The organism is Streptomyces sp. B21-105 (assembly GCF_036898465.1).
Lineage (GTDB): Bacteria > Actinomycetota > Actinomycetes > Streptomycetales > Streptomycetaceae > Streptomyces.
The window spans coordinates 1,844,737-1,870,992 of the sequence record NZ_JARUMJ010000001.1 but is presented as its reverse complement, the minus strand read 5'-3'; the positions used below and the strand labels follow the sequence as shown (position 1 = coordinate 1,870,992).

20 protein-coding genes and 1 pseudogene are annotated in these 26,256 nt (G+C 73.2%); 11 read left to right on the top strand and 10 right to left on the bottom strand.

Translation table 11 applies throughout. The features are described from left to right. Nucleotides 1–9: 9 nt before the first annotated feature. A complete protein-coding gene (locus QA802_RS08345) occupies nucleotides 10–777 on the bottom strand; it encodes a glycerophosphodiester phosphodiesterase family protein (protein ID WP_334519450.1) in 768 nt (255 codons plus the stop codon). Beyond that, on the bottom strand, nucleotides 774–1,436 hold the full coding sequence (yczE, locus tag QA802_RS08340; RefSeq protein WP_334519447.1) for a membrane protein YczE: 663 nt from the start codon (nucleotides 1,434–1,436) through the stop codon (nucleotides 774–776). Before yczE ends, QA802_RS08345 begins: the two co-directional genes overlap by 4 nt. A 129-nt stretch (nucleotides 1,437–1,565) precedes the next feature. Between yczE and QA802_RS08335 the strand changes: the two genes are divergently transcribed. Beyond that, entirely contained in the window at nucleotides 1,566–3,065 is a 1,500-nt protein-coding gene (locus QA802_RS08335) for an SCO1417 family PLP biosynthesis transcription factor (RefSeq protein ID WP_334519444.1), read from the top strand. Between the two features lie 185 nt (nucleotides 3,066–3,250). On the opposite strand, the gene QA802_RS08330 is transcribed toward QA802_RS08335, so the two are convergent. Both QA802_RS08330 and QA802_RS08325 read right to left on the bottom strand, forming a co-directional pair. After that, the gene (locus tag QA802_RS08330) at nucleotides 3,251–4,975 is read right to left on the bottom strand and encodes a P-loop NTPase family protein (protein ID WP_334519441.1); all 1,725 of its coding nucleotides are present in this window, start codon (nucleotides 4,973–4,975) and stop codon (nucleotides 3,251–3,253) included. A gap of 40 nt (nucleotides 4,976–5,015) precedes the next feature. Then, nucleotides 5,016–5,210 carry a hypothetical protein gene (locus QA802_RS08325; protein ID WP_107445054.1) on the bottom strand — a complete coding sequence of 65 codons (195 nt, stop codon included), beginning with the start codon at nucleotides 5,208–5,210 and terminating at the stop codon, nucleotides 5,016–5,018. Between the two features lie 275 nt (nucleotides 5,211–5,485). On the opposite strand from QA802_RS08325, the gene QA802_RS08320 reads away from it, so the two are divergent. Further along, nucleotides 5,486–5,878 (top strand): ankyrin repeat domain-containing protein, encoded by a 393-nt coding sequence (locus tag QA802_RS08320; RefSeq protein ID WP_319170564.1) that lies wholly within the window; start codon nucleotides 5,486–5,488, stop codon nucleotides 5,876–5,878. Nucleotides 5,879–6,201: 323 nt separating this feature from the next. After that, nucleotides 6,202–7,623: a HEAT repeat domain-containing protein gene (locus QA802_RS08315; RefSeq protein ID WP_334519434.1), complete on the top strand. Its 1,422-nt coding sequence runs from the start codon at nucleotides 6,202–6,204 to the stop codon at nucleotides 7,621–7,623. Nucleotides 7,624–8,017: 394 nt separating this feature from the next. Here the strand turns inward: QA802_RS08315 and QA802_RS08310 are convergent, their stop codons facing one another. From QA802_RS08310 to QA802_RS08290, 5 genes are read right to left on the bottom strand one after another with little or no spacing between them, the layout of a single operon-like run. Next, nucleotides 8,018–8,887 carry a 5-oxoprolinase subunit C family protein gene (locus QA802_RS08310; RefSeq protein ID WP_334519431.1) on the bottom strand — a complete coding sequence of 290 codons (870 nt, stop codon included), beginning with the start codon at nucleotides 8,885–8,887 and terminating at the stop codon, nucleotides 8,018–8,020. After that, nucleotides 8,884–9,501 (bottom strand): 5-oxoprolinase subunit B family protein, encoded by a 618-nt coding sequence (locus QA802_RS08305; protein ID WP_334534407.1) that lies wholly within the window; start codon nucleotides 9,499–9,501, stop codon nucleotides 8,884–8,886. The genes QA802_RS08310 and QA802_RS08305 overlap by 4 nt, the downstream gene beginning before the upstream one ends. Before the next feature lie 2 nt (nucleotides 9,502–9,503). Further along, nucleotides 9,504–10,262, bottom strand: a complete 759-nt coding sequence (locus tag QA802_RS08300) for a LamB/YcsF family protein (protein ID WP_334534404.1) — start codon at nucleotides 10,260–10,262, stop codon at nucleotides 9,504–9,506. A 29-nt stretch (nucleotides 10,263–10,291) separates the two neighbouring features. Next, on the bottom strand, nucleotides 10,292–11,146 hold the full coding sequence (locus QA802_RS08295; protein WP_334519428.1) for a putative hydro-lyase: 855 nt from the start codon (nucleotides 11,144–11,146) through the stop codon (nucleotides 10,292–10,294). Further along, nucleotides 11,143–12,444 (bottom strand): MFS transporter, encoded by a 1,302-nt coding sequence (locus QA802_RS08290; protein WP_334534402.1) that lies wholly within the window; start codon nucleotides 12,442–12,444, stop codon nucleotides 11,143–11,145. The genes QA802_RS08295 and QA802_RS08290 overlap by 4 nt, the downstream gene beginning before the upstream one ends. A 170-nt stretch (nucleotides 12,445–12,614) precedes the next feature. Here QA802_RS08290 and QA802_RS08285 point away from each other — a divergent pair, with 170 nt between their 5' ends. The 4 genes and pseudogenes from QA802_RS08285 to QA802_RS08270 all read left to right on the top strand — a co-directional run bounded on the left by QA802_RS08285 (nucleotide 12,615) and on the right by QA802_RS08270 (nucleotide 20,615). Beyond that, entirely contained in the window at nucleotides 12,615–13,343 is a 729-nt protein-coding gene (locus tag QA802_RS08285) for a GntR family transcriptional regulator (RefSeq protein WP_334519425.1), read from the top strand. A gap of 58 nt (nucleotides 13,344–13,401) precedes the next feature. Next, nucleotides 13,402–14,927, top strand: a pseudogene (locus QA802_RS08280) (hypothetical protein). A gap of 82 nt (nucleotides 14,928–15,009) precedes the next feature. Next, nucleotides 15,010–15,888 carry a hypothetical protein gene (locus QA802_RS08275; protein WP_334519422.1) on the top strand — a complete coding sequence of 293 codons (879 nt, stop codon included), beginning with the start codon at nucleotides 15,010–15,012 and terminating at the stop codon, nucleotides 15,886–15,888. An 86-nt stretch (nucleotides 15,889–15,974) separates the two neighbouring features. Further along, on the top strand, nucleotides 15,975–20,615 hold the full coding sequence (locus QA802_RS08270) for a hypothetical protein (RefSeq protein WP_334519419.1): 4,641 nt from the start codon (nucleotides 15,975–15,977) through the stop codon (nucleotides 20,613–20,615). A 94-nt stretch (nucleotides 20,616–20,709) separates the two neighbouring features. Here QA802_RS08270 and QA802_RS08265 read toward each other — a convergent pair whose 3' ends face one another. After that, nucleotides 20,710–21,312 (bottom strand): hypothetical protein, encoded by a 603-nt coding sequence (locus QA802_RS08265; RefSeq protein WP_334519416.1) that lies wholly within the window; start codon nucleotides 21,310–21,312, stop codon nucleotides 20,710–20,712. Nucleotides 21,313–21,732: 420 nt separating this feature from the next. Here QA802_RS08265 and QA802_RS08260 point away from each other — a divergent pair, with 420 nt between their 5' ends. The 4 genes from QA802_RS08260 to QA802_RS08245 all read left to right on the top strand — a co-directional run bounded on the left by QA802_RS08260 (nucleotide 21,733) and on the right by QA802_RS08245 (nucleotide 26,157). Continuing rightward, nucleotides 21,733–24,612 carry a nitrate- and nitrite sensing domain-containing protein gene (locus QA802_RS08260; RefSeq protein WP_334534400.1) on the top strand — a complete coding sequence of 960 codons (2,880 nt, stop codon included), beginning with the start codon at nucleotides 21,733–21,735 and terminating at the stop codon, nucleotides 24,610–24,612. Next, nucleotides 24,609–25,040 (top strand): roadblock/LC7 domain-containing protein, encoded by a 432-nt coding sequence (locus tag QA802_RS08255; protein WP_334519413.1) that lies wholly within the window; start codon nucleotides 24,609–24,611, stop codon nucleotides 25,038–25,040. Before QA802_RS08260 ends, QA802_RS08255 begins: the two co-directional genes overlap by 4 nt. A 9-nt stretch (nucleotides 25,041–25,049) precedes the next feature. Next, on the top strand, nucleotides 25,050–25,445 hold the full coding sequence (locus tag QA802_RS08250) for a DUF742 domain-containing protein (RefSeq protein ID WP_334519411.1): 396 nt from the start codon (nucleotides 25,050–25,052) through the stop codon (nucleotides 25,443–25,445). A 106-nt stretch (nucleotides 25,446–25,551) separates the two neighbouring features. Further along, nucleotides 25,552–26,157, top strand: coding sequence for a GTP-binding protein (locus QA802_RS08245; protein ID WP_334519409.1), 606 nt, complete (start codon nucleotides 25,552–25,554; stop codon nucleotides 26,155–26,157). The last annotated feature ends 99 nt before the right edge of the window (nucleotides 26,158–26,256 follow it).

Below are 26,256 nucleotides of genomic sequence, written 5' to 3'. Positions count from 1 at the left end.
GGGCCGAGGTCAGACCCAGACGCCCCGGTCCTGCATGACCATGCGCAACGTGTCGATGTGATCGGTCATGATGCCATCGACCCCCAGGTCGAGGAGCCGGCGCATCCGATCCGGTTCGTTGACCGTCCATACGTGCACCTGCAGCCCGCGCGCGTGCGCGGCGCGGACGAAACGCCGGTCCACCACCTGAACCCCCGACCGCACCTCGGGCACCTGCGCGGCGACCGCCGAGCGGCGCAGCGGCGCGGGCACGCCCCACGACCGCAGCCGCAGGCCGAGCACGCCCCGGGTGCCGTACGACGTCGCCAGGCGCGGGCCCGCCAGCCGCTGGGCGCGGACGACGCGGGCCTCGGAGAACGAGCCGACGCAGACGCGGTCCCACGCGCCCGTGCGGTCGATCAGGTCGAGCAGGGGGCGCAGGGCGGGCTCCGCCTTGAGATCGATGTTCCACCGCACCCCGGGGAACGTCTCCAGCAGTTCCTCGAAGAGCGGCACCGGCTCCTCGCCGCCCACGCGCGCGTGGGCCACGTCCGACCACGGGAGGTCGGCGACGGGGCCCGAGGCGTCGGTCACCCGGTCCAGCGTCGCGTCGTGGAGGGCGACCAGTCGGCCGTCCAAGGTGGCGTGCACATCGGTCTCCATGTAGCGGTAACCCGCCTCGACCGCCCGCCGGAACTGCGCCACGGTGTTCTCCAGACCGTCCGCGGCCCCGCCGCGGTGGGCGATCGGGATGGGCCGCGGGTGGTCGAGGTACGGGTGGCGTACGGCGCTGGTCACGGACGCAGTATCGCTCCCCGGGGTGTCCCCGCGGCAACGACCGTGCTGCCGGCTGCAGGGGCGGGGACGGCGAACACCCGCAGGAAGAACTGGGCGAGCGGGCCGATCACGACCGCGTAGAGCACGGTGCCCACGCCGATGGTGCCGCCGAGCGCGAACCCGGTCGCCACGACCACGGCCTCGACCGTCGTCCGCATCACACGGATCGAGCGCCCGGTGCGCCGGTGCAGTCCCGTCATCAGCCCGTCGCGCGGCCCGGGGCCGAAGTCGGCGGCGATGTACAGGCCGGTGGCGGCCCCGTTGAGCACGATCGCCGCCGCCATGAGGGGGACGCGCACGGCCAGTGTGCGCGCCTCGGGAACCAGGGCGAGCGTGCCGTCCATCGCGACGCCGATGGCCAGGACGTTGGAGATCGTGCCGAGCCCCGGGCGCTGGCGCAACGGGATCCACAGCAGCAGCACCAGCGCGCCGAGGAGGGTCGTCACGACCCCGATCGTCATCCCGGTCAGTTCGGACAGGCCCTGGTGCAGCACGTTCCAGGGCTCCAGCCCGAGGCCCGCCCTGACGAGCAGCGCCGAACTGGCGCCGTAGAGCGCGAGGCCGGCGTACAGCTGCAACAGGCGTCGCGGCAGTGCTCCTCGGGCCGGGCGTCCCCGCATCGGACGCCGGAGAAGTCCCTTGGTCTCCAAGAAGTGCCCCCTGTGGTGGTAGTGGCCTGACTCGTGACACTCTGTGGCTTGGAAGTGAAAGCCAACCATGGCCAATTCTAGGAAGGTGGACTGGTATCCATGGCGCAGTGGACCTCGGCTGTGGGGGCCGCCCAGCTCGCGCGGCTCCTCACGTCCCAGCAGGACCGCCCGGCTGGCCCGGGTTCGCGGCGGCCACCCGCCTACCGGGCGCTCGCGGACGGCATCCGGCTGCTGGTGCTGGAGGGCCGCGTGCCCGTCGCCGCACGCCTGCCCGCCGAACGGGAACTGGCCCTCGCCCTGTCCGTGAGCCGTACGACCGTCGCCGCCGCATACGAGGCGCTCCGCGCGGAGGGGTTCCTGGAGTCCCGGCGCGGCGCCGGCAGCTGGACCGCCGTGCCGGCGGGCAACCCGCTCCCGGCCCGCGGCCTGGAACCGCTGCCTCCCGAGGCCCTGGGCTCGATGATCGACCTGGGCTGCGCGGCCCTGCCCGCGCCCGAGCCGTGGCTCACCCGCGCCGTGCAGGGCGCACTGGAGGAACTGCCTCCGTACGCCCACACCCACGGCGACTATCCGGCGGGCCTGCCCGCGCTTCGCGCGATGATCGCCGAGCGGTACACCGCGCGCGGGATTCCGACCATGCCCGAGCAGATCATGGTGACGACGGGTGCGATGGGCGCCATCGACGCCATCTGTCACCTGTTCGGCGGGCGCGGGGAGCGCATCGCCGTCGAGTCGCCCTCCTACGCCAACATCCTTCAGCTGATGCGTGAGGCGGGCGCCCGTCTGGTGCCGGTGGCCATGGCCGACGGCCTGGCCGGGTGGGACATGGACCGCTGGCGCCAGGTCCTGCGGGACGCCGCGCCGCGCATCGCGTACGTCGTCGCCGACTTCCACAATCCCACCGGTGCGCTGGCCGACGAGGACCAGCGGCGCCGGCTCGTGGAGGCCGCCCGATCCGCCGGTACGGTCCTGGTGGCCGACGAGACCATGAACGAGCTGTGGCTCGACGACGACGTCGACATGCCGCGGCCGGTGTGCGGCTTCGACCCCGCGGGATCGACCGTGATCACGGTCGGGTCCGCGAGCAAGGCGTTCTGGGCGGGGATGCGCATCGGCTGGGTGCGGGCCGCGCCCGACGTCGTCCGCAGTCTCGTCGCGGCCCGCGCCTACGCCGACCTGGGCACGCCGGTGCTGGAGCAGCTGGCGGTGAACTGGCTGTTCAGCACCGGAGGCTGGGAGCAGGCGGTGGAGCTGCGGCGCGGCCAGGCCCGGGGGAACCGGGACGACCTGGTGGCCGCGCTGCGGCGCGAGCTGCCGGACTGGGAGTACACCGTGCCCAGGGGTGGGCTGACGCTCTGGGTGCGGGCCGGGGGCCTCTCCGGCTCGCGGCTCGCCGAGGCGGGGGAACGGGTGGGCCTCAGGGTTCCGTCGGGGCCTCGCTTCGGGGTGGACGGCGCCTTCGAGGGGTATGTGCGGCTGCCGTTCACCGTGGGGGGCGCGGTGGCGGATGAAGCGGCCGCCCGCCTGGCCGCCGCCGCGCGGATCGTGCGCAGCGGGGGGACGGCGGGCGGCGAGGGGCCACGCACGTTCGTGGCGTAGGGCGTAGGGCGTGGGGCGTGGCGCGCGTGGGGCGTAGGGCCTGCGGCTGGCTGCGGCCGGGCGGGGGCGAGGCGCGGGCGTGGTGCGGCCGAAGGTGCGGTGGTGAGCCGCGGCGGTCGGGTCGCGCCGCGGCCGCTCCCACAGCCGCCGTCCCCGGCGCCACATGGCCCTCGGGCGTGCGGCCTTTACTCCGCGACCGCCGCCTCGGCGACGGGGGCTGCCGGTGCCGCGTCCGGAGACGAGTCCTGTGACGACGCGGTGTCCCGGCCGTCGGCCTCCGGGCCGTCGGTCTGTCGGCCTGCGGTCTCCCGGTCCGCGGTCTGCGCGATCGCGGTCTTGGTGATCACGACCTTCGCGGCCGTCGCCTCGACCGGCGCCGGCAGCGATGCGGTGTCGGCGGGCGCGGAGCGCGGTGGCAGCAGATCGAACACGGCCTGCCGGTGCGCGTCACTCGTCGCGTCGTCGTACGGGTCCGGAGTGGCCGGGACCTGGAGGCGGTGCACCGGCCCCGAGCCCAGCCGGGCGTAGCCCCGTCCGGACGGCACGTCGTCGACGGGGGTGGTGTGCGGGGGTGTGCCGAGGACCGTCTCCAGCTGCTCCCTCGAGGCCGGGCCGAGCACGACACGCGCGCGCGTGTGCTGTCGTACCGCCTCGCTCAGGGCCTCCAGGGCGTCGAACTGCTCCGCCACGACGACCGTGACGGCGGCCGCGCGGCCGTGCCGGAGGGGAACCTGCAGCAGGGACTGCGGATCCCGGCGACCCTCCGCCTCGGCCAGGTGGGTGAAGACGGTGGGCCGGTCCAGGACGATCCAGAGCGGGCGTTTGGTGTCCTCCGGCGCCGGTTCCCCGGCCTGTCGGGCGATGTTGGCGGCGATGAGCCGGCGCTCCGTCTCGCCCGCTGCCCACTCGAGGCCGGCCAGCGCCCCGGAGAGGCCGACCTCGACGCCCAGGACGCCGTCCCGGCCCGTCAGGCAGGCGTATTCGCCGGTGCCGCCGCCCTCGACGATGAGCACGTCACCGTGTTGGAGGGCCTGCAGCGCGATGGAGCGCAGCAGTGTGGACGTGCCGCTGCCGGGCCGGCCGACCGTCAGCAGGTGAGGCTCGGTCGACCGGATGCCGGTGCGCCAGACCACCGGCGGGACGTCGCGCCGGTCCTCGCCGAACGAGAGAGGCAGCGTGCGCTGGACTCCGGCGGGGTCGGTGAAGCCCAGGACCGTCTCACCGGGGGCGGTGACGAAGCGCTGGGCGGCGATGTCGATGGGAAGGGGGGCGAGCACGCTGAGCGTCAGTTCGTTGCCCTCCTCGTCCCAGACGAAGAGGTACTCGCGGCCGCGGCCGGACTTCGCGGCGAGCAGCTGCTCGATCCGCGCGCGGGGGGCGGCCTCGCCGTCCGTGAAGTACGCCGGGTAGCGGATCACGAGGTGGGCGAGGCGGCCCGAGTCGTCGAACTCCTGTGTGGGGAAGGCCTGCTCCCAGTCGCCGCCGTGGGCGTACAGGGGAGCGGGGTCGTCGGCCGTCGAGAAGTACGGGACCAGGGCCTCGTACAGCACTTGGAGCCGCTGGATCTGCGACTCGTCGGGGCCTTCGGGAGCCGTAGGGGTGCGGTCCCTGCCCTGCCAGGCCGCCGCTGCCGCCAGGGTGATGACGGCGAGCAGCGGGCCGTACGGCACGAGTACGACGACCAGGATCACCGAGGCCGCCAGGAACAGCAGCGGCCCGCGTTTGTCCTTGGGCGTCTCGGCCCACCTGCGCCGCCCGGCCGAGGCCAGCCGGCGCAGTCCGCGGGTGATCGTGATCAGCGGATGGAGGACGTCGGTGGCGCTGTCGGCTGCCGTCCGGGCCAGCTCCCTGCTCCGGGCGATCTGTGCGCTGCCTGTGCTCAGGATGCGGGGGAGGGGGCGCCGGGCCACTTCTGTCTCCTGGTGGTGCGTACGGACGGGACGTGCGGCGTCAGAACTTGATGCCGCCGAGGAGGCTTGCCAGGCTCTCGCCGCCGGCCATGATGCTCGGGGCGATGGCCGTGCTGGACATGTAGAAGCCGAAGAGGGCCGAGACCACGGCGTGCGACGCCTTGAGCCCGTCCTTCCGGAAGAAGAGGAAGACGATGATGCCGAGCAGGACCACGCCTGACATGGACAGGATCATTTGGGTTCTCCTGGTTCGCGGGGACAGTCACCATGAGTACTTCCAGGCTCACAGGATGTATCCATACGACAAAAGGTGCAACTGAGTGAAAATCGGGTGATTTCCCTCGCCTGGCGGCACATTCGCAGGACTGCTTGAGCAGGGGAATCGCGTCGAACGGGGCTGTTCGTGAGCTTCGCAGCCGATGCGTCCGGCCATGTTTGCGACGAGCCAGTACGCTGACGATTCACCTGAACGGTTGTAGTGAACGGTTGTAGCGAGAGGCGGACCGGCCGATGAGTGAAGCCCCCGACCCCGAGGTCGTGGAGCTGGCGACCAAGATCTTCGATCTGGCCCGCCAGGGTCACACCGAGGAGCTGGTGGCCTACGTCGACGCGGGCGTTCCGGCCAACCTCACCAACGACCGGGGCGACTCCCTCGTGATGCTCGCCGCGTACCACGGACACGCCGACGCGGTCCGGGCCCTGCTGGCCCGCGGCGCCGAGGCGGACCGGATCAACGACCGAGGCCAGACCCCGCTCGCGGGGGCTGCCTTCAAGGGTGAGACGGACGTGATCAAGGCCCTGTTGGAGGCCGGCGCCGACCCTTCCCAGGGCACGCCGTCGGCCGTCGACACGGCCCGCATGTTCGGCAGAACAGAGCTGCTGGACCTGTTCGGCGCGCAGTGAGCCGACGGTCCCGAGCAGGTCAAGGGAATTTCCCGACCAGGTAAATCGACGACCACGGGGGAGGCGGTACAAGGCCGCCGGAAATTTCGGTCGCGGCAGGTAGAACAGCCGGGTCATCATGACGTCGTGATTCACGGACGCGATGGCTGGGCAGGTGTTGCCGCACCGCGCGGGCCGTGACGCGGCCCGCATGGGCCACCGACGAGAGGCAGAGGAAAATGGTCTACAGCAAGCAGGAAACGGCGGGCGCCCCGACGTGTTGTCACGCGGCCAGGTAATGCACGTCCCCGGTTGCGTCGACGCTTGATGTGAGGCTGTTTCCCATGTTCGATCCGGTCATAGCGCCCAGCGGTACGCTGCTCGGCCTGCTCCAGAGAGGCCGCGGCGACGGCACGCTGCACGCGCTCACCGCCCCGCGAGCCGAGGCGCTCGCGGCGCTGAACCACTGTGTCCTGCGGGATCCCCGCCACGACTGGCAGGTGGAGAACCGCTCCCTCTACTACGCCCGTCTCCACCTCGACCTGCACGGCGAGCTCGACGAGATCGAGGCCCACCTCTTCGACGTCGAGGACGTCTTCGACGGCGAGGAGTCACGCACGGGCCTGGCCCTGGCCGTCCTCGGCCACCTCGCCTCGTACGGCCGGCGCGACGCCCTCGACCTGCTGCGCCGGTACGCCGCCACGGGGACCAACTGGGCCTGGGCCCTGGACGAACTCGCCCTGCGGGACGACGACGCGGGCCTGCGCGCCCTGGCCGTGCCCGTGCTGGCACGGTTCGCCACCGACACCGAGGGCGAGGCCGAACTCGCCGCGGTCGTACGGGACGCCTTCGAGCCACGGCCCTGGCGGTTGTGGGCCGAGGACGCCCGGGACTACGTCTCCACACGGGTGCGCGCCGCCCACGAGGCCGGCTGTTTCGACCGCTGGCAGCGGCAGATGAGTCCCAGCGGACCTCGTCCTGGTTGGAGTGTCCACGCTGTGTTCGAGTGGGCCCAGCAGGGCGTCGAACGTGGAGCCGCGCTCCATGTCCCCGCCGCCCGCTGCCTCTCCGCCGTGGCGGGCCCCGAGGACCGCCCCGAGATCGTCCAGGCGGCCAAGGACGGCGACGAGGGGGCGCGATGCACAGCCCTGCGCTACCTCGCCGACTGCAATGATCCCGACGCCCTGGTCCTCATCGAACAGGCCGTCGCCACCGGACCCGCCACCGTGGTGGAGGCTGCCGTCGACGCCTTCGAACGGATGCGCAGCGTCGCCGCCGTCGACCGGGCCCGCGGCTGGGTCCACCGGCCCGACGCCCTCGGCGCCGCCGCCGGCCGCATGCTCGCCTGCCGGGGCGGCGTCCAGGACCGGGACCTGGTCCTCGGCGCCCTGCGCGAGGCCGTCCGCGGCGAGGGTTGCGACGCCCCGAGCCTGTGGACTCTCGTCGACGGCGCCGGACGGCTCGGCATCGCCTGCGCGGCGCCGGTGCTGCGCCACATCTACCGCGAGACGGCCTCGTCCCACCTGCGGGGGCGCTGCGCCCGGGCACTCGCCGCCACCGACCCCTCCTACGCCACCGGCTTCGCCGTCGAATGCCTGTGGGACTGCGAGGAGGGCACCCGCGAGATCGCCGCCCGGCACGCCGAGACCGGGGACACCCGGGTCGTGGAGCGCCTGCGCCGGCTCGCCGCCGACCCGGCCGAGGAGGCCGAGGTCCAGACGGCCGTACGCAGTCGGATCGGCCCGGACGCGACGTCCGCCATGTGAACGCCGGGGCAGGCCGCCGCCCGACGCGCGGCCGGCGGCGGTCGCCGGAAAAGGGACGAGAGCACCTCCGCGGCCCGAGGAGGCAGCCGCCCGTCGTTCGGCCTCCCGGCCGCCAGGACGCCGCTGCGGCGGGCACGAGGCGCGCGGCAGTGCGGCAGATGTGCACAGGCAGGCCGGCAGACCGGGCAGGCAGGCAGTCGTGGGGCGATGAGCGGCCGAGCGACACGGACGATCGGCGACGCGCCGTCGCCGCATCGCCGCGCCGAGGCGTCGTTCCGACGTCGCACAGCCGCCTGAGCAGGAGGGTCGCCTGAAACCGGAAGGTCGCCTGAAGCCGGAGGGTTGCCTCGAACGGGGCTTCGTCACCTCTTCGACGGCTTGGCGCTCCGCCGCGTCACCGTCGCCGCACGGCCACGAAGCGGACGGGCGTTCCCGGCACGGCCTGGGCAGCGGCCGACAGGTCGGCCGTCCGGACGACCCCGATCACCGGGTAGCCGCCGGTCGTCGGATGGTCGGCCAGGAAGACCACCGGCCGACCGGCCGGCGGGACCTGAACGGCGCCGAGGACCATGCCCTCGCTGGCCAGCTCCCCGCCCCGGGCCCGCTCCAGAACGGGCCCCTCGGTGCGCAGACCGATGCGGTTGCTCGCCGAGGACACGTGGAAGGTGCGGGCCGTGAAGGCGCGCAGCGCGGCCGGGGTGAACCAGTCGTCGCGCGGGCCGAACGTCACCCGCAGGACGAGCTCGGCCGGGGGCGCCGGCTGTGGGGCGACGTCCACGCGCGCGTGCGGGGCTCGCTCGCGACCCAGGGGCAGCACCATGCCGTCCGTGAGCGGCGTGGGGCCGAGGCCCGAGAGCAGGTCCGTCGACCGGCTGCCGAGGACCGCCTCGACGACGATGCCGCCGGCCACCGCCACATAGCCGCGCACTCCGCGGATCGCCGCCCCGACGTCCAGCACCGCACCGGCGGGCACCCGCACGGGGGCGCCCCAGGCGGCCGGACGACCCCCCACGGTGACCCGGCAGGGAGCGCCGCCGACCGCGACCGTCACGTCGGACCGCGGTACCAGGGCGCAGCCGGTCAGCGTGGTCTCCAGGACGGCCGCGTCGGGCGGATTGCCGACCAGCCGGTTGACCAGGGCCGCCGAGGGAGCGTCGAGCGCACCGGAACGCGGCACGCCGAGATGCGCGTGCCCGGGCCTGCCCCGGTCCTGAACGGTGGTCAGCGCCCCGGCGCGGACGACGGACAGCGCACGGTCGCTCATGCCGCGTCCTCCGGTACGAAGCGCACCCGTGTGCCCGGCGACAGCAGTGCGGCCGGCACGCGCGCGTGGTCCCACAGCACCGCCTCGGTGGTGCCGATGAGCTGCCAGCCGCCCGGTGACGCCCGGGGGTACACGCCCGTGTACGGCCCCGCCAGCGCCACGGAACCGGCCGGCACGGCGGTCCGCGGGGTCGCCCTGCGGGGGACGTCGTAGCGCGCGGCCAGGCCCGTCAGATACCCGAAGCCGGGTGCGAAGCCGCAGAACGCCACCCGGAATTCGGCGGCCGCGTGGATACGCGCCACATCCCGCTCCGGGACGCCCCACAGGGCGGCGACCTCGGCCAGGTCCGGGCCGTCGTAGCGGGTCGGGATCTCCACGACGTCCGGCTCGCGCGGGGGAGCGGGCGGCACGTCCGCGGCGGCGAGCTCGGACGCCACCTGCCCGGGGTCGGCCAGGCCGTCCAGGAGGACGGTGCGGGCCGCCGGGACGATCTCGCGGGCGCCGAGCAGGCCCGCCGCGCGTCGGCGCACCAGCTCGGCGTGCAGGGCCTCGGCGTCCGCTCCCGACGCCACCTCGACCAGCAGGGCGTCGTCGCCGACGGGCAGGATGCGCATGCTCATGCGAAGGCCTCCACCCGCACGCCCGACTCCTCGAGCTCGCGCCGTACCCGCCGGGCCAGGTCCACCGCACCGGGCGTGTCCCCGTGCAGGCACAGCGAACGCGCGCGGACGTCGATCTCGGTCCCCGTCCCGGAGGCGACCTGGCCGCGGCGCGCCAGGCTCACCGACCGCGCGACGACGGCGTCCGGGTCGGTGATCACGGCCCCGGTACGCCCGCGCGGCACGAGAGTGCCCTGCTCGGTGTACGCGCGGTCGGCGAAGGCCTCCGGGACGGCCGGCAGCCCCGCCGCGCGGGCCAGCTCCAGCAGCCTGGAGCCGGGCAGCCCGAGGACGGGCAGCGCGGCGTCGGCGAGGAGAACCCCCTCGACCACCGCGCCGGCCTGTTCCTCGTCGTGCACGACCCGGTTGTAGAGCGCGCCGTGCGGTTTCACGTACCCCACGCGCGCGCCCGCCGCCCGGGCGAACACCTCAAGGGCGCCGATCTGGTACGCCACCTCGGCGGCCAGTTCGGCGGACGGCACATCCATCGCGCGCCGCCCGAACCCGGCCAGGTCCCGGTAGGAGACCTGGGCGCCGATCGTGACTCCCCGCTCGACGGCCAGTGAACACACCCGCCGCATGGTGACCGCGTCCCCGGCGTGGAAGCCGCAGGCCACGTTGGCGCTGGTGACGACGGACAGAAGCCGCTCGTCGTCGGTCAGCTGCCAGCGGCCGAAGCCCTCGCCGAGGTCGGCGTTCAAGTCGATCGCGGTCATCGCGGTCATGTTTCCTTCGTACCTCTTTCTCAGGCCACGCGGTACTGCTCGTCGCGGGCGTTGGTGAGGAACATCTGTCCCGGGGCGTGGGTGAGCGCGAAGGGCGGGCGCGACGCCATGACCGCGGCCTGCGGGGTGACGCCGCAGGCCCAGAACACCGGGATGTCGTCCGGCTCGGCGTCCACCGGGTCGCCGAAGTCAGGACGGCCTAGGTCGACGACGCCCAGTCCCGACGGTTCACCGCAGTGCACGGGGCCGCCGTGCACCGCCGGGAGCAGACTGCTCTCCCGGATCGCCGTCGCCAGGTGCCGTGGCGGCACCGGCCGCATGGACACCACCAGGGGCCCGTGCAGCCGGCCCGCCGGGCGGCACTCACGACTCGTCACATACATCGGAACGTTCCGGCCCTGCTCGACGTGCCGGATCGGGACGCCCGCCCCGGACAGGGCCCACTCGAAGGTGAAGCTGCAGCCGATCAGGAACGACACCAGGTCGTCGCGCCAGTACGCGCGCACGTCAGTCGGCTCGTCGACGAGCTCCCCGTCCTCCCACACCCGGTAGCGCGGCAGATCGGTGCGCAGGTCCGCGCCCTCGGCGAGGACGGTCGAGAAGGAGCCGGCGTCCGTGACGTCGAGGACCGGACAGGGCTTCGGGTTGCGCTGGCAGAACAGGAGCATGTCGTACGCCCAGTCCGCCGGCACCGAGATCAGGTTGGCCTGGGTGTGCCCGGCCGCGACCCCGGCCGTGGGGCCCGCCAGGCCCGCACGGAAGCGTGCCCGGGCCGCGGCGGGGCGCCACGCGTGCGCGTGCTCCTCGGTGAGAGCGACGGGACGGTCCGCGGTGCTCGGCGGACGCTGCTCCCGCGTGAGGGTCGGCCGTTTCACTGCAGTTCCTTCCCACGCGTCTCCGGCAGCCCCAGCAGTGCCAAAGCGGCGATGGCGTACCCGATCGCGCCGAAGACCAGCGCGCCGCCCACGCCCCAGCCGTCGGCCAGGAACCCGACCGTCGTGGGGAAGACGGCGCCCACGGCGCGGCCGGTGTTGTACGTGAAGCCCTGCCCCGTCCCGCGCAGGGCGGTCGGATACAGCTCGCTCAGATACGACCCGAAGCCGCTGAAGATCGCCGACATGCAGAACCCGAGCGGGAAGCCGAGCACGAGCAGCAGGGTGTCCGCGCCGCTCGGGATGTTCGCGTACGCCAGGATGCACACCGCCGACAGCAGGGCGAACAGCCAGATGTTGCGGCGCCGGCCCAGCCGGTCGGTGAGGTATCCGCCGGTCAGGTAGCCGAGGAAGGCGCCGGAGATCAGGAACGTGAGATAGCCGCCGGTGCCGACCACCGACAGGCCGCGCTCCGACTTCAGGTAGGTCGGCACCCAGGTCGCCAGGGTGTAGTAGCCGCCCTGCACGCCGGTCGACAGGAGCCCCGCGAAGAGCGTCGTCCGCAGCAGCGGCCCCCGGAAGATCGCCGGGAACGAGCCCCTGACGGCGCTCCGCGCGCGTGCGGCCTCGGCCTGGGGCGCGTCCTTGACCCGGCGCCGCATCCACACCACGAGCAGGGCGGGCAGCGCACCGGTCCAGAACATGACGCGCCAGGCCAGGTCGTCGCCGACGAATGAGAAGACGAGCGTGTACGCCAGCGCCGCGAGACCCCAGCCGACGGCCCAGGAGCTCTGGATCGCGCCGAGCGTGCGGCCCCGGTGCGCGGCGCTCGCGTACTCGGCGACCAGGATCGCGCCGACCGCCCACTCGCCGCCGAAGCCGAGGCCCTGCAGCGAGCGGAAGACCAGCAGCGTCTCGTAGCTGGGCGCGAAGCCGCAGGCGACGGTGAAGACGGCGTACGTGATCACCGTGATCATCAGGGCCCTGACCCGGCCGATCCGGTCGGCCAGGACGCCCGCGACGGCGCCGCCGACGGCGGAGGCGACCAGCGTGACGGTGGTGAACAGGCCGGTCTGGGCGCTGTCCAGACCGAAGTACGCCGCCAGCGCCACCATGCTCAGCGGCAGCGTGAAGTAGTCGTAGGAGTCGAGGGCGTAGCCGCCGAACGCGCCGGCGAAGGCGCGCCGGCCGCGCGGTCCGAGCGCCCGCAGCCAGGCGAACGCCCCGTCGTCAGACGTGTGCGCGGCGGTGGTGTCGAGGGCGTCGGCGGTCGGGACCGGTGAGGGAGGAGTCGTGCTCATGGGCACCTCGCTGAGGGATGACGGACGGTGCTGTGAGGTGAGCAGTGCCGTGCGGAGGCCGGTCGCCGCGGTGGGGACGGGCGAGGCCATGAAAGGAAGGTAGAGGATCGTTGAACGATCCTTCAATACCCCTGTTGTCTCGTTCTTCTGTCTGCGATTGAATTCCTGGCATGGCAGAGCAGCTGGCCGGACTGGCCGACGACCGCGCCCTCCTGGGCCGTACGAGCACGGCCGAGCGGGTGTCGGACATCCTCAGGAGCCGTATCGCCGAGGGATATTTCCCGCCGGGGACACGACTCTCGGAGGACAGCATCGGCGGAGCGCTGGGGGTCTCCCGCAACACGCTGCGCGAGGCTTTCCGACTGCTCACCCATGAGCGCCTGCTCGTCCACGAGCTGAACCGGGGGGTGTTCGTCCGGGTCCTGACGGTGCGGGACGTCGAGGACATCTACCGCACCCGCGGCCTCGTCGAGTGCGCCGTCGTCCGGGGGCTGGGCGAGCCGCCGTACACGCTGGACGCCCTGCGGGCGGCGGTCACCGAAGGACAGATGGCGACCCTCGAGAACGACTGGAAGGGACTGGGCACCGCCAACTTCCACTTCCACCGGGAACTCGTGGCACTGGCCCACAGCGCACGCACCGACGAACTGATGCGCAGCGTCTTCGCCGAGCTGCGCCTGGCCTTCCACCTCGTCGAGGACCCGCGCCGGCTGCACGAGCCGTACCTCCAGCGCAACCGCCAGATCCTGCAGGCCCTCGAGGCCGGCGACCGCGCCGAGGCGGAGAGGCTGCTCGAGGTGTACCTCGCCGACTCGCTCCAACGGGTGGTCGAGGTCTACCGGCGGCGGGTGAGCGAGGAGCTCCCGCACGACGACCGAGATCCTCTCGCGGCTCCGTGACGCCGGTCGCTCTGCGTCGTTTGGGTCGTTGTCAGAGCGAGGACCTAGTCTGTGCAGCGTGACTTCGCCTGCTTCGACGGACCGTGTTCCGCCCCAGCTCAGCGCGGCGCTGCGGCCCGCACTGGGCCCGGCCGCCGACGAGGGGCTGGCGCGGCGGCTGCGTGCGCTCGCCTGCACCGCGCCGATCCACGACCTCGACGCACGCAAGGCCAACCTCGCGGGTGAGTACTCGGTCTACGGCATGGCGGAGATCGCCCTCGCCGCCATCGACCTCGTCACGCTGAACATGGACTTCGACACCGGCGCCGACCACGACCAGATAGTGGCCCGTCTGCTGCCGCGCATCGCCGCCCAGGCCCCCGGCGGCCCGTCGCCGAGCACGAACGGGTGGCCCGCTGGGTCCTGGAGAACCTGATCAACGTGGGCAGCGTCGACCGCGGCTTCCGCGCCGCCTACGGCACGTTCGCGCCCGACGGCACCTACGTGCGCCGCGACTACGACTTCAAGCTGATCGAGGAGGTCCCCGGCTACGGCGGCGCGGTCTACCTTCGGACGACCGACGAGGCGGTCAACGTCCTCGTCGGGGCCCTCGACACCGATGTCACCAGCGCGCAGATCGCCGCCGAGGTCAAGCTCGAGGTGCTCATCCGCCGCGGCCGTCTCGCCGACGCCCAGCTCGCCGCCGAACAGGCCCGCTACCGCACCGTGCAGTACTCCGAGACGCTGCGCCGCGCCCTGGAGGCGACCCGGCGCAACGTGCGCGCGGTGGACTGGCTCAACGCCGTGCCCGACATGATCGCCGAGGCCCTCGACCACGTGGCCGACCGCTACCGCCACGAGAACGCGATCCTCACCAACATCCGCAAGGCCCGCGACGAGATCGAGGACGCCGAGAACAAGCGGCGGGCCGCCGAGCTCGTCGACATCGTCAAGGACTGCATCCGCCGACACACCCAGTTGCAGTCCCGGCTGCTGGAGGCCGGCCCGCTGTTCCGTGCCGAGCAGGACCGGCAGGCCTTCGCCACCCCCATGACCTCGTCGGGGATAGACCTCTACGGGCACCTCGTCACCCCCGTGCTGCCGTTGCCGCTGGAGCAGGCGGTCCGGGTCACCGACGCGTTCTTCGCCCGGGGGACCGGTCTGCGCACGCCGGGAGCCGTGCGGATGGGCGACCTCGTCGACCTGCTGCTGACGCCGCCGGTGGAGCGCGAGCACCTCGGAGCGGAGATGCCGGAACCGGATCTCATCGCCACCCCGGACGACAGCCGGTTCAGCGAGGAACAGCTGGCCGCCGCCATGAACCTGCTCGACCTGCCCGCGGACGCCCCGCGCCGGTTGTCCGGGCTGCTGGCCGAAGCGCGTCGATCCGACCCCGAACTGCCCTATCTGGTGGCCCTGCTGGCCGTGCACGCGGCCAGCCCCGCGGTCGGAACCGCCTACCGGCAGGGCGAGGAGCGACTGCTCTTCGCCGTCGACGACGGGACCGAGCTGGACGACCCCGAGTTCGGCGGGGCCGACCTGATCGTCGGCACCGCTCTGCTCGACGCCGCGGGGATGGCGGCGGACCGTACGGAGGCGGCATGAGCCGGACCGGCCCGCGCAGGCACGAGCCCACGCTCACGTATGCGAACACGTACACGTACACGAACACCGAGGAGCCGAAGCCGTGACCGAGCACGTCGAGTGGAGTGACACGGAGGCCCCCGCTCCGGCGGCGCACACCGCCGTCACCCCCGCCGACGCCGCCGACGCGGCGCGGCTCGTCGCCTTCGGGCTGCAGCCCAAACTGCAGCCCGCGCGCGACCAGGAGTACGCCGAGCTGCTGCGGCGCCACCGGGAGGACCCGGCGTTCGCGCGACTCGCCGACGCCGTCGCCGCCGGGCTGGGGCTGATCGTGCTGGAGGTGTCCCCGCGCGCGGGGATGGCGGTCACCGCCGCCGAGGACTCGGTCTTCGCCGTCCGCATGGGCGACTACGCGCGTCGTACGTCCGCCGACGGCGGCGACCGCTTTCTGCACGGCCTCGCGCACCTCGCCGTCGCCGCCATGGCCTATCCGCGCCCCGAGGACCTGGCCGACGACGGCTACATCGGGCGGGTCAGCGTCAACGGCGTCGACGCCTTCGTACGTCAGGCCTGCCGACGGCTGGAGGAACGGGCGGAGCAACAGGGCGAGAACACCGACCCCGCGAGCGACGCGCCCGGTCTGGAGGCCGCCTGGCGGATCTGGGCCAGACGCAGCGCCGCCGGCGCCACCAAGGACGCGCGCAGACTCGCCGGGTCCACCACCGGCATCGTCGGCAAGGCCGTCGTCTTCCTCACCGACTCCGGCTTCCTGCAACGGACCGGCGACGACAACGGCGGCACCTATCGGACCACCGCCCGCTACCAGCTGCAGGTACGCGACATGGCGGGCGCCGCCGCCATGGCCGAGCTGCTGGAGCTGGGCGTCGTCCCGGTCACCGACGGCACCCCGACGCTGCTGCCCGCCGAGGAGAGCGACGACCTGGAACTGGTGGCCGACGCCGGACTGCCGTTCCACTCCTGAGGCCCAGCCCTCACCCGAGGCCGCCCGGCCTCTCCTGAGGGTCCCGCCCACCCCCCTGTTCTGCCGAAGACTTACGAGAGTCCGCCATGTACGAGCTGTCCCGGGTCCGCCTCTACTCCATCGGCCCCGCCGGTGCGCGCTACGCCGACACCGTGCTTGACCTGCGGGGCGTCGGCGACGTCGTGCCCGACCCCGCCCCCACGCAGGCGGAGTTCTTCGAGGAGGAGCCGGTCGGCCCGCCGCGCCGGCCCGCCCCTGCGGGCGTCCTCTTCCTGGAGAACGGCGGCGGCAAGTCCGTTCTGCTCAAGCTGATCTTCTCCGTGATGCTGCCGGGCCATCGCAACACCCTCGGCGGCGCCAGCTCCGGAGTGCTGCGCAAGTTCCTGCTCGCCGACGACTGCGGACATGTGACGCTCGAGTGGCAGCACGTGCTCACCGGCGAGTGCGTGGTCGTCGGCAAGGCGAGCGAATGGCGCGGACGGCAGGTGTCCAACGACCCGCGCAAGTTCGCGGAGGCCTGGTACTCCTTCCGGCCCGGGCCGGGCCTGAGCCTGGACAACCTGCCCGTCGCCGAAGCCACCGCCGTCCGCCCGCCCGTCGAGGGCGCCTCCGGGGCCCAGGGCCGCCGACGAACCATGAAGGGCTTCCGGGACGCCATCACCGAGGCCGGAAAGGCGTACCCGCACCTGGAGGTGCACTGGGAGGAGATCCACGACCGCTGGATCGAGCACCTCGGCGAACTGGGCCTGGACCCGGAACTCTTCCGCTACCAGCGGGAGATGAACGCCGACGAGGGCGAGGCCGCCGGCCTCTTCGCGGTCAAGAAGGACTCCGACTTCACCGACCTGCTGCTGCGCGCGGTCACCGACACACGCGACACCGACGGGCTCGCCGACCTGGTCAGCGGCTTCGGCAACAAGCTCGGCCGACGCGCCGAGCTGATCGCCGAACGGGACTTCACCGCCGGGTCGGCGGATCTGCTCGGGCGGATCGTCGAGGCCGCAGGGTCGCGTTCACGCGCGCGTGAGGTGCACGCCGTGGCCGAGCGGCGCACCCGCGCGCTGGCCCGTCGGCTGTCCGCGCGAGGGGTGCGGGAGAAGACGCGGGCCGGCGACCTGGCCCAGCGGGTCACAGCCGCCGCGTACGCCGTCACGCACGCCGAGGGCGCACGCGAGCGCAGTGCGCTGGTCGCCGCCGAACTCGCCTTCCGGCACGCGTCGCTGGCCCTCGCCGCCGCGGAGAAGTCCGCCGCCGCGCAGAAGCGCGAACTCGCCGACGCCCGCACCCTGCACTCCGCCTGGCAGGCCGCCGAGGCCGTGCTGCGCCACCGGGCCGCCGCCGACCGTGTCGCGCGCGTGTCCGCCGCGATCCAGGAAGCCGAACGCGACGCCGCCCCCGCGCTCGCCGCCCGGGCCAGGGCCGCCGTCGATCTCGTCCGTGCCCTGCACGCCGCCGCCGACGGCGCCGAGTCCCTCGCCAACGAGGAGGAGGAGCGGTCGGCCGCACTCCAGGAGGTCGGCGAATCCGCACACCGCGACGCGACGTCCGCCGCGACCGACGCCCAGCGCGCCCGCAGCGAGGTGGGGCACCTGCGTCAGCGGCTCTCCGAGGTCGAACAGGAGACCGCCGAAGCCGTACGCGCGGGCTGGCTCGACGACAGCGCCCCCGACGCCGACCCGGCCCGCGCGGCCCTCGCCGCCAGCGACGCCGAGAAGACGGCCGTCGCCGCCTGGGACACCGCCCGCGAGGCCTCAGCCCGGACCGCCGAGCACGTGCGCGAGGCAGCCTCGGCCGAGTCCCGCGCCGAGCTCACCGCCGCCCGGGCCGCCGACGCGGCCACGGGCGCGGGGCGCTCCTCCGAGGCCGAGCGGCGACTCGCCGAATCCCTGGCCGGCGAGGAACGCCTCACGGAACTGCTCGGGCTGACCGGCCGCGGAACACGCCCCCGGATCCCCCAGCCCCGGCACGACGGCGAGCAGGACGACGGCTCCGCGCTGACCCCCGAGGACCTGGACCGCTGCGCCGACGAACTGCGAGAACTCCTCGACGACGCCGTCTCCTCCGCGGAACGGCAGCTCTTCGAACTGCGGACCGCCGCCGCCGACGACTCCCGCATCCTAGGCGCCCTCGGCGACGGCGGACTGCTGCCGCCCGGCCCGGACGTCCTGGCCACCGTCGAGTTCCTCGGCGAGCACGGCATCCCCGCCCTGCCCGGCTGGCGCTACCTCGCCCAGGCCGTCGACCCCGCCGACCACGCCCGTGTGCTCGCCGCCCGGCCCGAACTGGTCGACGGTGTGATCATCACCGACCCCGGCTCCCACGCACGCGCGCGAGAGGCGCTCGGCGACGCCGCACTGCTGCCCCGTTCCGCCGTGGCCGTCGGCACCGCCGCCGCCCTGCTCGCCCCGACCCCGCCGGCCGACTCCGAGGGCGGTCCCCGCAGCGAGGTCTTCCTGGTCCCGCCGAACCCGGCCATGCACGACGAGCACGCCGCCGACGAGGAGCGGCAGGCGCTGCGCGCGCGGGCGACCGAACGCGACGAGGACATCCGCCGTCTCGCGGGGCGGCTCGCCAAGGACCGGGAGCTGTCCGCCCGCCTCGCGTCCTGGCGGACCGGCTGTCCGGCCGGCCGACTCGCCGAGCTGGCCCGGGCCGCCACCGAGGCGCGTGCCTTCGCCGAGGAGGCCGAGGCCGAACTGGCCGAGGCGCGCAGCGTGCGTGCCGAAGCCGAGGAGAGCGCCGCCGAAGCCGCCCGGGCCCGCGACGAACACCAGGAGACCGCGCAGCGGGCCAGGCGGGCCGCCGACGCCCTCGCCGGACTCGCCTTCCGGCTGCGTGAACGCGCCGGCTGGCAGGTCAAGGTCCGCGAACTCGCCGACGAGGCGGCCGAGTCGGAGGCCCGCGCCCAGTCCTGCCTGGAGCGCGCCCGGGCCGCCGACGAAGACCGGCGCGGCGCCCAGCGCGCCGCGGACGACGCCCGCCGCACCGCGCGTGCACTGCGCGCCGAGCGCGCCGAGATCGCCGGCGCCCCCGACGACGTCCCGCAGGACGGGACGGATGCGCCCACGGCGTCCCTGCCTGCCCTGCGCGAGGCCTACCGGGCCGCCTCCCTGCTGTACGAGAAGGTCGGCGTCGGCGCCGACCTGCGCGCCGAACAGGCCCGGGCGGAGAGCGACGAGAGCGCCGCCCGCACCGAGCTGGACCGGCTCAGCAACAAGGTCCGCACCCGTGCCGAACAGATGCTCCAGTCGCCCGACGGCTCCGACGGACCCTCCCGGCAGGCCGCGGCCGCCCGCGCGGAGGAGCTGGTGCAGCTCCTGGAGAGCCGTATGTCCACCGCCAGCGAGCAACTCGGGCGGCTGCGCGGCGAGCACGAACGGCTCGCTCCCGAGGACGGCGAGGCGCACACCGAACTGGCCGAGGAACTGCGACCCCGCGACGCCGAGCACGCCCAGGCGCTGCTGCGCACCGCGAGCGCCGAACTCGCCGCCCGCGCCGAGGCCTTGGAGCAGTCACGCGAGGCCCACGCCGAACTCCTGGCCGCCCACCGCGCCGCCGAGGACGGGGCCGGCGGCTTCGACGAGATCGCCGCGATGCTCCGCGACCTGCTGCGCGAACACACCCCTGAGGAAGAGCAGGAGGAGACGGAGCCCTACCCCGGCGCCTTGGAGGAGGCGCGCAGGACGGCTGCCGAGGCCCGCCGCTCGCTGCGCGGCTGCGCAGCCGAACTCTCCGCCGCGGAGTCGTCCGTACGCGAGGCGAGCGATGTGCTCGTCCGGCACGCCAACTCCACCCGCTACGAGCAGGTGCGCACCCCCGCGCGCCAGCAGATCCGCGAACTTCCCGCCTCCGCGCTGCCGGAGCACGCGCAGAAGTGGGCGGACGCCTTCGCTCCCCGACTGCGTGTCCTGACCGACGAACTGGCGCAGTTGGAGCGCAACCGGGACTCGATCGTGGACCGCCTGCGGGGGCTCGTCGAGTCCGCGCTCGCCACGCTGCGCTCGGCCCAGCGGCTCTCCCGGCTGCCCGAGGGGCTCGGCGAGTGGTCCGGGCAGGAGTTCCTGCGCATCCGCTTCGAGGAGCCGGACCAGGCCACCCTGGTCGAGCGGCTCGGCGAGGTCATCGACGAAGCGACCCGCGCGGCCGTGAAGAAGAATTCCGACCTGCGGCGCGACGGCATGTCGTTGCTGCTGCGCGGGGTGGGCGCCGCGCTGCAGCCCCGAGGCGTCGCCGTCGAGATCCTCAAGCCGGACGCCGTCCTGCGGGCGGAGCGCGTCCCCGTAGGACAGATGGGCGACGTGTTCTCCGGCGGCCAGCTGCTCACCGCCGCCATCGCCCTGTACTGCACGATGGCCGCCTTGAGGAGCAACGACCGAGGCAGGGACAAGCACCGGCACGCCGGCACGCTGTTCCTCGACAACCCCATCGGGCGGGCCAACGCGACCTATCTGCTGGAACTCCAGAGGGCCGTCTCGGACGCGCTCGGCGTGCAGCTCCTCTACACCACCGGCCTGTTCGACACCACGGCCCTCGCGGAGTTCCCCCTGGTCATCCGTCTGCGTAACGACGCCGACCTGCGGGCCGGCCTGAAGTACATCAGCGTCGAGGAGCATCTGCGGCCGGGTCTGCCGCAGCAGACCCCGGCGTCGGACGGCGACACGGTGCAGGCGCACAGTGAGATCACAGCGACGCGGATGTACAAGCGGCCCGCACCGCACACCGGTTGACCAGCCGTAGGTCTCAAGGAGATCCGCAGCCACGCCCCCCGAGGGCCCGTCCCCGGCCTTCAGCCTTCAGACCGCAGGTCTCGGCTCTGTTGTCTCAGGGGTGGGACAGCTGTCCGGCGCCGCCCTGCCTGCGTATCCGCTCCTGCACCCGCTGGGCCGTCCGTTCCACCCGGCGTGCCCTGCGCCGCTCGCGTCGCAGGGCACGCGCGGTGCTGCTCGGCGTCGACACCACGCCGTTGCGCTGGTTCCACACCTGGCGGGTCACCCAGACGTCGAGAGCGCCCCAGGTGGCCAGCACCGTGCTGACCACACTGCTGATCACCATGGGGAAGGCCAGCCAGGACCCGGCCAGCGTGCACAGGAAGGCGACCATCGCCTGAACCAGCGTCACGGCGATGACAAGCACCGCGCGCACAGCCGCCGTACGCACCGGGTCGGGCATGCGACGTCGCTTCGCCGGCTCCTCGACCCACAACGGCCGGTAGGCGACCCGCCTCTGTCGCACGGAGGAGCCGCCGCCGGTGGCAGCTGGGACGCCCCGGTCTGCAGACCCGCCCTCGCCCGCCGCGTACGCCCGTCGCTCCGTCGTCACGCGCCCGTTCGGGCTGCCGTCATCCGATGCCACAGGCTCCCGCAGCGCCGTACCGCCCGCCGCCGCACCGTCCTCGGACGCCTCACGCCGCTCCGCCGTGCCCATCACCGTGTCACTCCCCACCGCCAGCAGACCGCTCGCCTCCGAGCCGAAGACCCGGCTCCCCAGTGGCTGCCCGGCTTGCGCTGATTTACGCCGCCCAGGTGCGGCATACGGCTCGTGTGGCCGATTCCGCCCCCAATTCCCATGGAGAAAGACGATCGACGTGCCCTGATTGTTCCCTCGTTGCGAAAAATTCTGGCCAACTCGTGTGGGGAGTCGACCGGATCCGTTGTGGTCCGGCGCGCATGTTTCAGGGCGGTCATCTCCCGTAATTATCGGACAACCCGCCATGTCTCACCCTGGCTACGGAAGTTCAGGTTCCGGACGCGTCTTCGAGTTACCTCTGCGTCGGTAGTAGGCTCTCGCCGTTTGTTGACGCACATGCGTACCCCCGACCGGTGGGGGTTCGAGCTGGGGGAGGCCATGCGCTTTCGCGGGAAGTCGATCCGCCGGAAGATCGTGGCGCTGCTTCTCGTGCCGCTGGTGTCCCTGACCGCCGTCTGGGGCTTCGCCACGGTACTCACAGGCCGCGAGGCGAGTCGGCTGTTCACCGTGTCGGCCGTCGTCGAGAAGGTCGGCTACCCCCTCGAGGACACCGTCCGCGTCGTCCAGCAGGAACGCCGTCAGACCCTCGTCTACCTCGCCGACCCCCGCGCGTCCGACGCGCTGACCACGCTGCGCCGCACCCGGACCTCCACCGATGAGGCGCTCGCCGAGATCCGCAGCAACGCGCAGGACCCCGACGTACGCGACGTCCTGGACCAGGACGACGGCGAGGGTCTCACCGTGGTGCTGGACGGGTTCGACGGCATCGACTCGCTGCGCCGCAGCGTCGAGGAGCGCACGGTCACACGAGCCCAGGCGCTGAACCTCTACACCCAGCTGATCGACCCCTGTTACACCCTGTTGTCCACGCTGGACGTGGTCGACAGCGTGGAGATGGACAAGCAGTACCGTGCCCTCGTCAGCGTCGCCCGCGCGCGTGAGCTGCTCTCCCGGGAGGACGCGCTGCTCGGATCCGCCCTGGTCGTGGGCCGGCTCCGCCGCGAGGAGACCCGTGAGGTGTCCGACCTCGTGGCCCAGCGCGAAGTGATCTACGAGGTCAGCCTCGCCCAACTCCCCACCGCGGAGCGCCAGCGCTACGAGAGCTTCTGGAAGAACGCCACCACCGCCACGCTGCGCACGGCCGAACAGGCCGTCATCGGCGGCACGTCCGGCGACCTGCCCCGCGGCGTCAGCGCCCGGAACTGGGACACCGCGGCCGGAAACGTCCTCGCCGAACTCGGCGCCCTCGACGAACAGGCCAACGACCGCTACCAGGACCGCGTCCGGCCGGTGGCGATCGAGGTCATCGTCAAGGCGGTCGTCGCGGGCGTCTTCGGGCTGATCGCCCTGCTCGTCTCCCTCGTCCTGTCCGTGCGCATCGGCCGCGGCCTCATCCGCGACCTGCGCCAGCTGAGACTCGACGCACACGAGGCGTCCGGTGTGCGGCTGCCCAGCGTGATGCGCCGACTGTCGGCGGGCGAGCAGGTCGACGTCGAGACCGAGGTGCCGCGGCTGGAGTACGACAAGAACGAGATGGGCGAGGTCGGCCAGGCCCTCAACACCCTGCAGCGCGCCGCCGTAGAGGCCGCTGTCAAACAGGCCGAACTGCGCTCCGGGGTCTCCGAGGTGTTCGTCAACCTCGCCCGCCGCAGCCAGGTGCTGCTGCACAAGCAGCTCACCCTGCTCGACACCATGGAGCGCCGCACCGAGGACACGGAAGAGCTCGCCGACCTCTTCCGCCTCGACCACCTCACCACCCGCATGCGCCGACACGCCGAGGGCCTGGTCATCCTCTCCGGCGCGGCCCCCTCCCGGCAGTGGCGCAAGCCCGTCCAGCTCATGGACATCGTGCGCGCCGCGGTGGCCGAGGTCGAGGACTACGAACGCATCGAGGTCCGCCGCCTGCCCCGCCTCGCCGCGACCGGACCGGCCGTCGCCGACCTCACCCACCTGGTGGCCGAACTCCTGGAGAACGCCACGGTGTTCTCCCCGCCGCACACCGCCGTCCAGGTGTACGGCGACCGGGTCGCCAACGGCTTCACCCTCGAGATCCACGACCGTGGTCTCGGCATGGCGCCCGAAGCCCTCCTGGAGGCCAACCTTCGGCTCGCCGAGACGCCGGAGTTCGAACTGTCCGACACCGACCGCCTCGGACTGTTCGTGGTCAGCCGGCTCGCCCAACGGCAGAACGTCCGCGTCTCCCTGCAGCCTTCGCCGTACGGCGGCACGACCGCCGTCGTCTTCATCCCCGACGCCCTGCTGACCGACGACGTCCCCGACACCAACGGCATCGGCTTCCGGCTCGACCGTCCGCGGCCCCCGAAGGAGGCAGAGCCGGTCGAACCCCGCAGGGCCGCTCTGTCCCCGGCCGCGGCGCAGCTCCCCGGCATGCCGGTCTCCATGCTGGACGGCCCCGTCGAACTGGAGGCGCCCGTCGACCTGAACGCCCTCGGCGGCTTCCCGGCCGCGCTGGACGACGAGGACGACGACCACGGCGGACTGTTCCGCCCCCGCCGCTCACTCACCCGCGACGGCGACCCCGCTGCGCACGCCGTCGACCACTTCCGTGCGCCGGCCGCCGGTCTCGGCGACCCGGCGACGCTCGCCGACGACCCGGCCGCCCCGGTCCCGCTGCTGCCTGGTCGCCGCACTCCCAAGCTGGTCAGCTCACACGGCCGTCCGGTGCCGGAACCGCGGCCGCTGCGCGCCGACACCGATGCGGAGCCCCCGGTTCGGCCCGGCCCCCGCCGCCCGGCGGACGAGGGCCCGGCGCCCCTGCCGTCCCGCCGCCGCGGCACGACCGCCCAGATCCCCCGTGGCGGCGCACCCGAACGCCCCGCCCCGCCCGAGTATCCGGGTCAGGATCCGGCGCAGCCTTCCCAGCCGCCCCTGCTTCCGCGCCGAGTCCGTCAGCCGTCGGCTACGGAGGGCCGCCCCGACGGCGTCGCCGGAAGCACCCACCCGGCCACCGCCCCGACGAGCGACACCGGCGCCCCGACCAGCGACACCGGCGCCTCGGGGACAGGAACGCTGCCCCGGCGCGTGCGCCAGGCGAATCTGGCGCCGCAGCTGAGGCAGGGCCAGGCTCCGCGGGCGCCGAAACCGGCCGATCCCGCCGATCGCGACGCCGACGAGGTCCGCAGCCGTATGGCCTCGCTCCAGCGCGGCTGGCAGCGCGGCCGCGTAGAGAATGCCGCGGGCGACGACGCCCACAGCGGCCCAGCACCACGAGGAACGACAAAGGGGGACGGTCGATGACCGCACCGAAGGCGACCGACCACACCACCCACAACGGCGAGCTGAACTGGCTTCTCGACGAGCTCGTCGACCGCGTCGCCGGCATCCGCAAGGCAGTCGTCCTCTCCGGCGACGGCCTGGCGACAGGGGTGTCCAAGGACCTCACGCGGGAGGACGGCGAGCACCTGGCAGCCGTGGCCTCCGGATTCCACAGCCTCGCCAAGGGCGTCGGCCGCCACTTCGAGGCCGGCAACGTCCGCCAGACCGTCGTCGAACTCGACGAGGCCTTCCTGTTCGTCACGGCGGCCGGCGACGGCAGCTGCCTCGCCGTCCTCTCGGACGCCGACTCGGACGTGGGCCTCGTGGCGTACGAGATGACGTTGCTCGTCAAGCGGGTCGGCGTACATCTGGCCACCACCCCGCGCACCGATCTGCCCTCCGGCGGGTAGTGAGACGGCATGAGCTCAGACGGTCAGGGAAGAAGTCACTGGTTCGACGACGAGGCCGGACCGGTCGTCCGCCCGTACGCCATGACGCGCGGCCGTACCACCAGTGCGGTCCAGCACCGCCTCGACCTGATCGCGCTCGTCGTCGTCGAGCCCCATGCCGACGACCCGGACGCGGACTCCTCGCTGTCCCCCGAGCACGTGGACATCGTGGATCTGTGCAGGGAGGCGCCGCAGTCGGTCGCCGAACTGGCCGCCGAACTCAATCTGCCCATCGGCGTGGTGCGGGTCCTGGTGGGCGACCTCGTGGACGCCGAGTTCGTCCACGTGAACCGGCCGGTGCCGCCGGCCGAACTGCCGGACGAGAGTATTCTGCGCGACGTGATCAATGGCCTCCGAGCGCTGTGAGCAGCACCGAAGCGGAACACGGACGACGACGTGACCGGCCGGCGGCCGTGGGACGGGGCCGCCCCGGAACACCCCCAGTCAAGCCATCGAGCAGGAGAAGCAACCGATGATCTTCGGGCGTTCTGAGCGCGGCAAGCCCCCGGTCGAGCCCGTCACGCTCAAGATCCTGGTGGCGGGCGGTTTCGGCGTGGGCAAGACCACCCTGGTCGGCGCCGTCAGCGAGATCAAACCGCTGCGCACGGAGGAGTACCTCACCGAAGCGGGCCGCCCGGTCGACGACACCACCGGAGTCGAGGGCAAGCACACCACCACCGTGGCCATGGACTTCGGGCGTATCACGCTGCGCGAGGACCTGGTGCTCTACCTGTTCGGGACACCCGGCCAGGAGCGCTTCTGGTTCATGTGGGACGAGCTCTCCGAGGGGGCGCTCGGCGCCGTCGTGCTCGCCGACACCCGTCGGCTGGGGGACTGTTTCGCCGCCGTGGACTACTTCGAACGGCGCTCCATTCCCTTTCTCGTCGCCGTCAACTGCTTCGAGGGCGCCGCCCGTTACCCGGAGCAGGACGTGCGCGGGGCCCTCGACCTCGACGACGGAGTGCCGGTGGTCCAGTGCGACGCCCGCGACCGCAGGTCGGTCAGGGACGTCCTGGTCGGCGTCGTCGAGCACGCCATGGACTTCGGCGCCGAACGCCGCCAGACCGTCACCACCTGAGAGAGCCCGCAGGCCCGTTTCCGGCCTGCGACACCGCGTGACGGCCCTTCGGCTGCCGGCGGATCCGGGCGACAGGCCTGGCACGACGACCGGCGCCCT

What these genes read in the sequence shown, in the direction of transcription:
- yczE (WP_334519447.1), bottom strand. Translation starts at nt 1,436, where the DNA reads ATGCGGGGACGCCCGGCCCGAGGAGCACTGCCGCGACGCCTGTTGCAG.
- QA802_RS08335 (WP_334519444.1), top strand. Translation starts at nt 1,566, where the DNA reads ATGGCGCAGTGGACCTCGGCTGTGGGGGCCGCCCAGCTCGCGCGGCTC.
- QA802_RS08325 (WP_107445054.1), bottom strand. Translation starts at nt 5,210, where the DNA reads ATGATCCTGTCCATGTCAGGCGTGGTCCTGCTCGGCATCATCGTCTTC.
- QA802_RS08320 (WP_319170564.1), top strand. Translation starts at nt 5,486, where the DNA reads ATGAGTGAAGCCCCCGACCCCGAGGTCGTGGAGCTGGCGACCAAGATC.
- QA802_RS08315 (WP_334519434.1), top strand. Translation starts at nt 6,202, where the DNA reads ATGTTCGATCCGGTCATAGCGCCCAGCGGTACGCTGCTCGGCCTGCTC.
- QA802_RS08310 (WP_334519431.1), bottom strand. Translation starts at nt 8,887, where the DNA reads ATGAGCGACCGTGCGCTGTCCGTCGTCCGCGCCGGGGCGCTGACCACC.
- QA802_RS08305 (WP_334534407.1), bottom strand. Translation starts at nt 9,501, where the DNA reads ATGCGCATCCTGCCCGTCGGCGACGACGCCCTGCTGGTCGAGGTGGCG.
- QA802_RS08300 (WP_334534404.1), bottom strand. Translation starts at nt 10,262, where the DNA reads ATGACCGCGATCGACTTGAACGCCGACCTCGGCGAGGGCTTCGGCCGC.
- QA802_RS08290 (WP_334534402.1), bottom strand. Translation starts at nt 12,444, where the DNA reads ATGAGCACGACTCCTCCCTCACCGGTCCCGACCGCCGACGCCCTCGAC.
- QA802_RS08285 (WP_334519425.1), top strand. Translation starts at nt 12,615, where the DNA reads ATGGCAGAGCAGCTGGCCGGACTGGCCGACGACCGCGCCCTCCTGGGC.
- QA802_RS08270 (WP_334519419.1), top strand. Translation starts at nt 15,975, where the DNA reads ATGTACGAGCTGTCCCGGGTCCGCCTCTACTCCATCGGCCCCGCCGGT.
- QA802_RS08265 (WP_334519416.1), bottom strand. Translation starts at nt 21,312, where the DNA reads ATGGGCACGGCGGAGCGGCGTGAGGCGTCCGAGGACGGTGCGGCGGCG.
- QA802_RS08260 (WP_334534400.1), top strand. Translation starts at nt 21,733, where the DNA reads ATGCGCTTTCGCGGGAAGTCGATCCGCCGGAAGATCGTGGCGCTGCTT.
- QA802_RS08255 (WP_334519413.1), top strand. Translation starts at nt 24,609, where the DNA reads ATGACCGCACCGAAGGCGACCGACCACACCACCCACAACGGCGAGCTG.
- QA802_RS08250 (WP_334519411.1), top strand. Translation starts at nt 25,050, where the DNA reads ATGAGCTCAGACGGTCAGGGAAGAAGTCACTGGTTCGACGACGAGGCC.
- QA802_RS08245 (WP_334519409.1), top strand. Translation starts at nt 25,552, where the DNA reads ATGATCTTCGGGCGTTCTGAGCGCGGCAAGCCCCCGGTCGAGCCCGTC.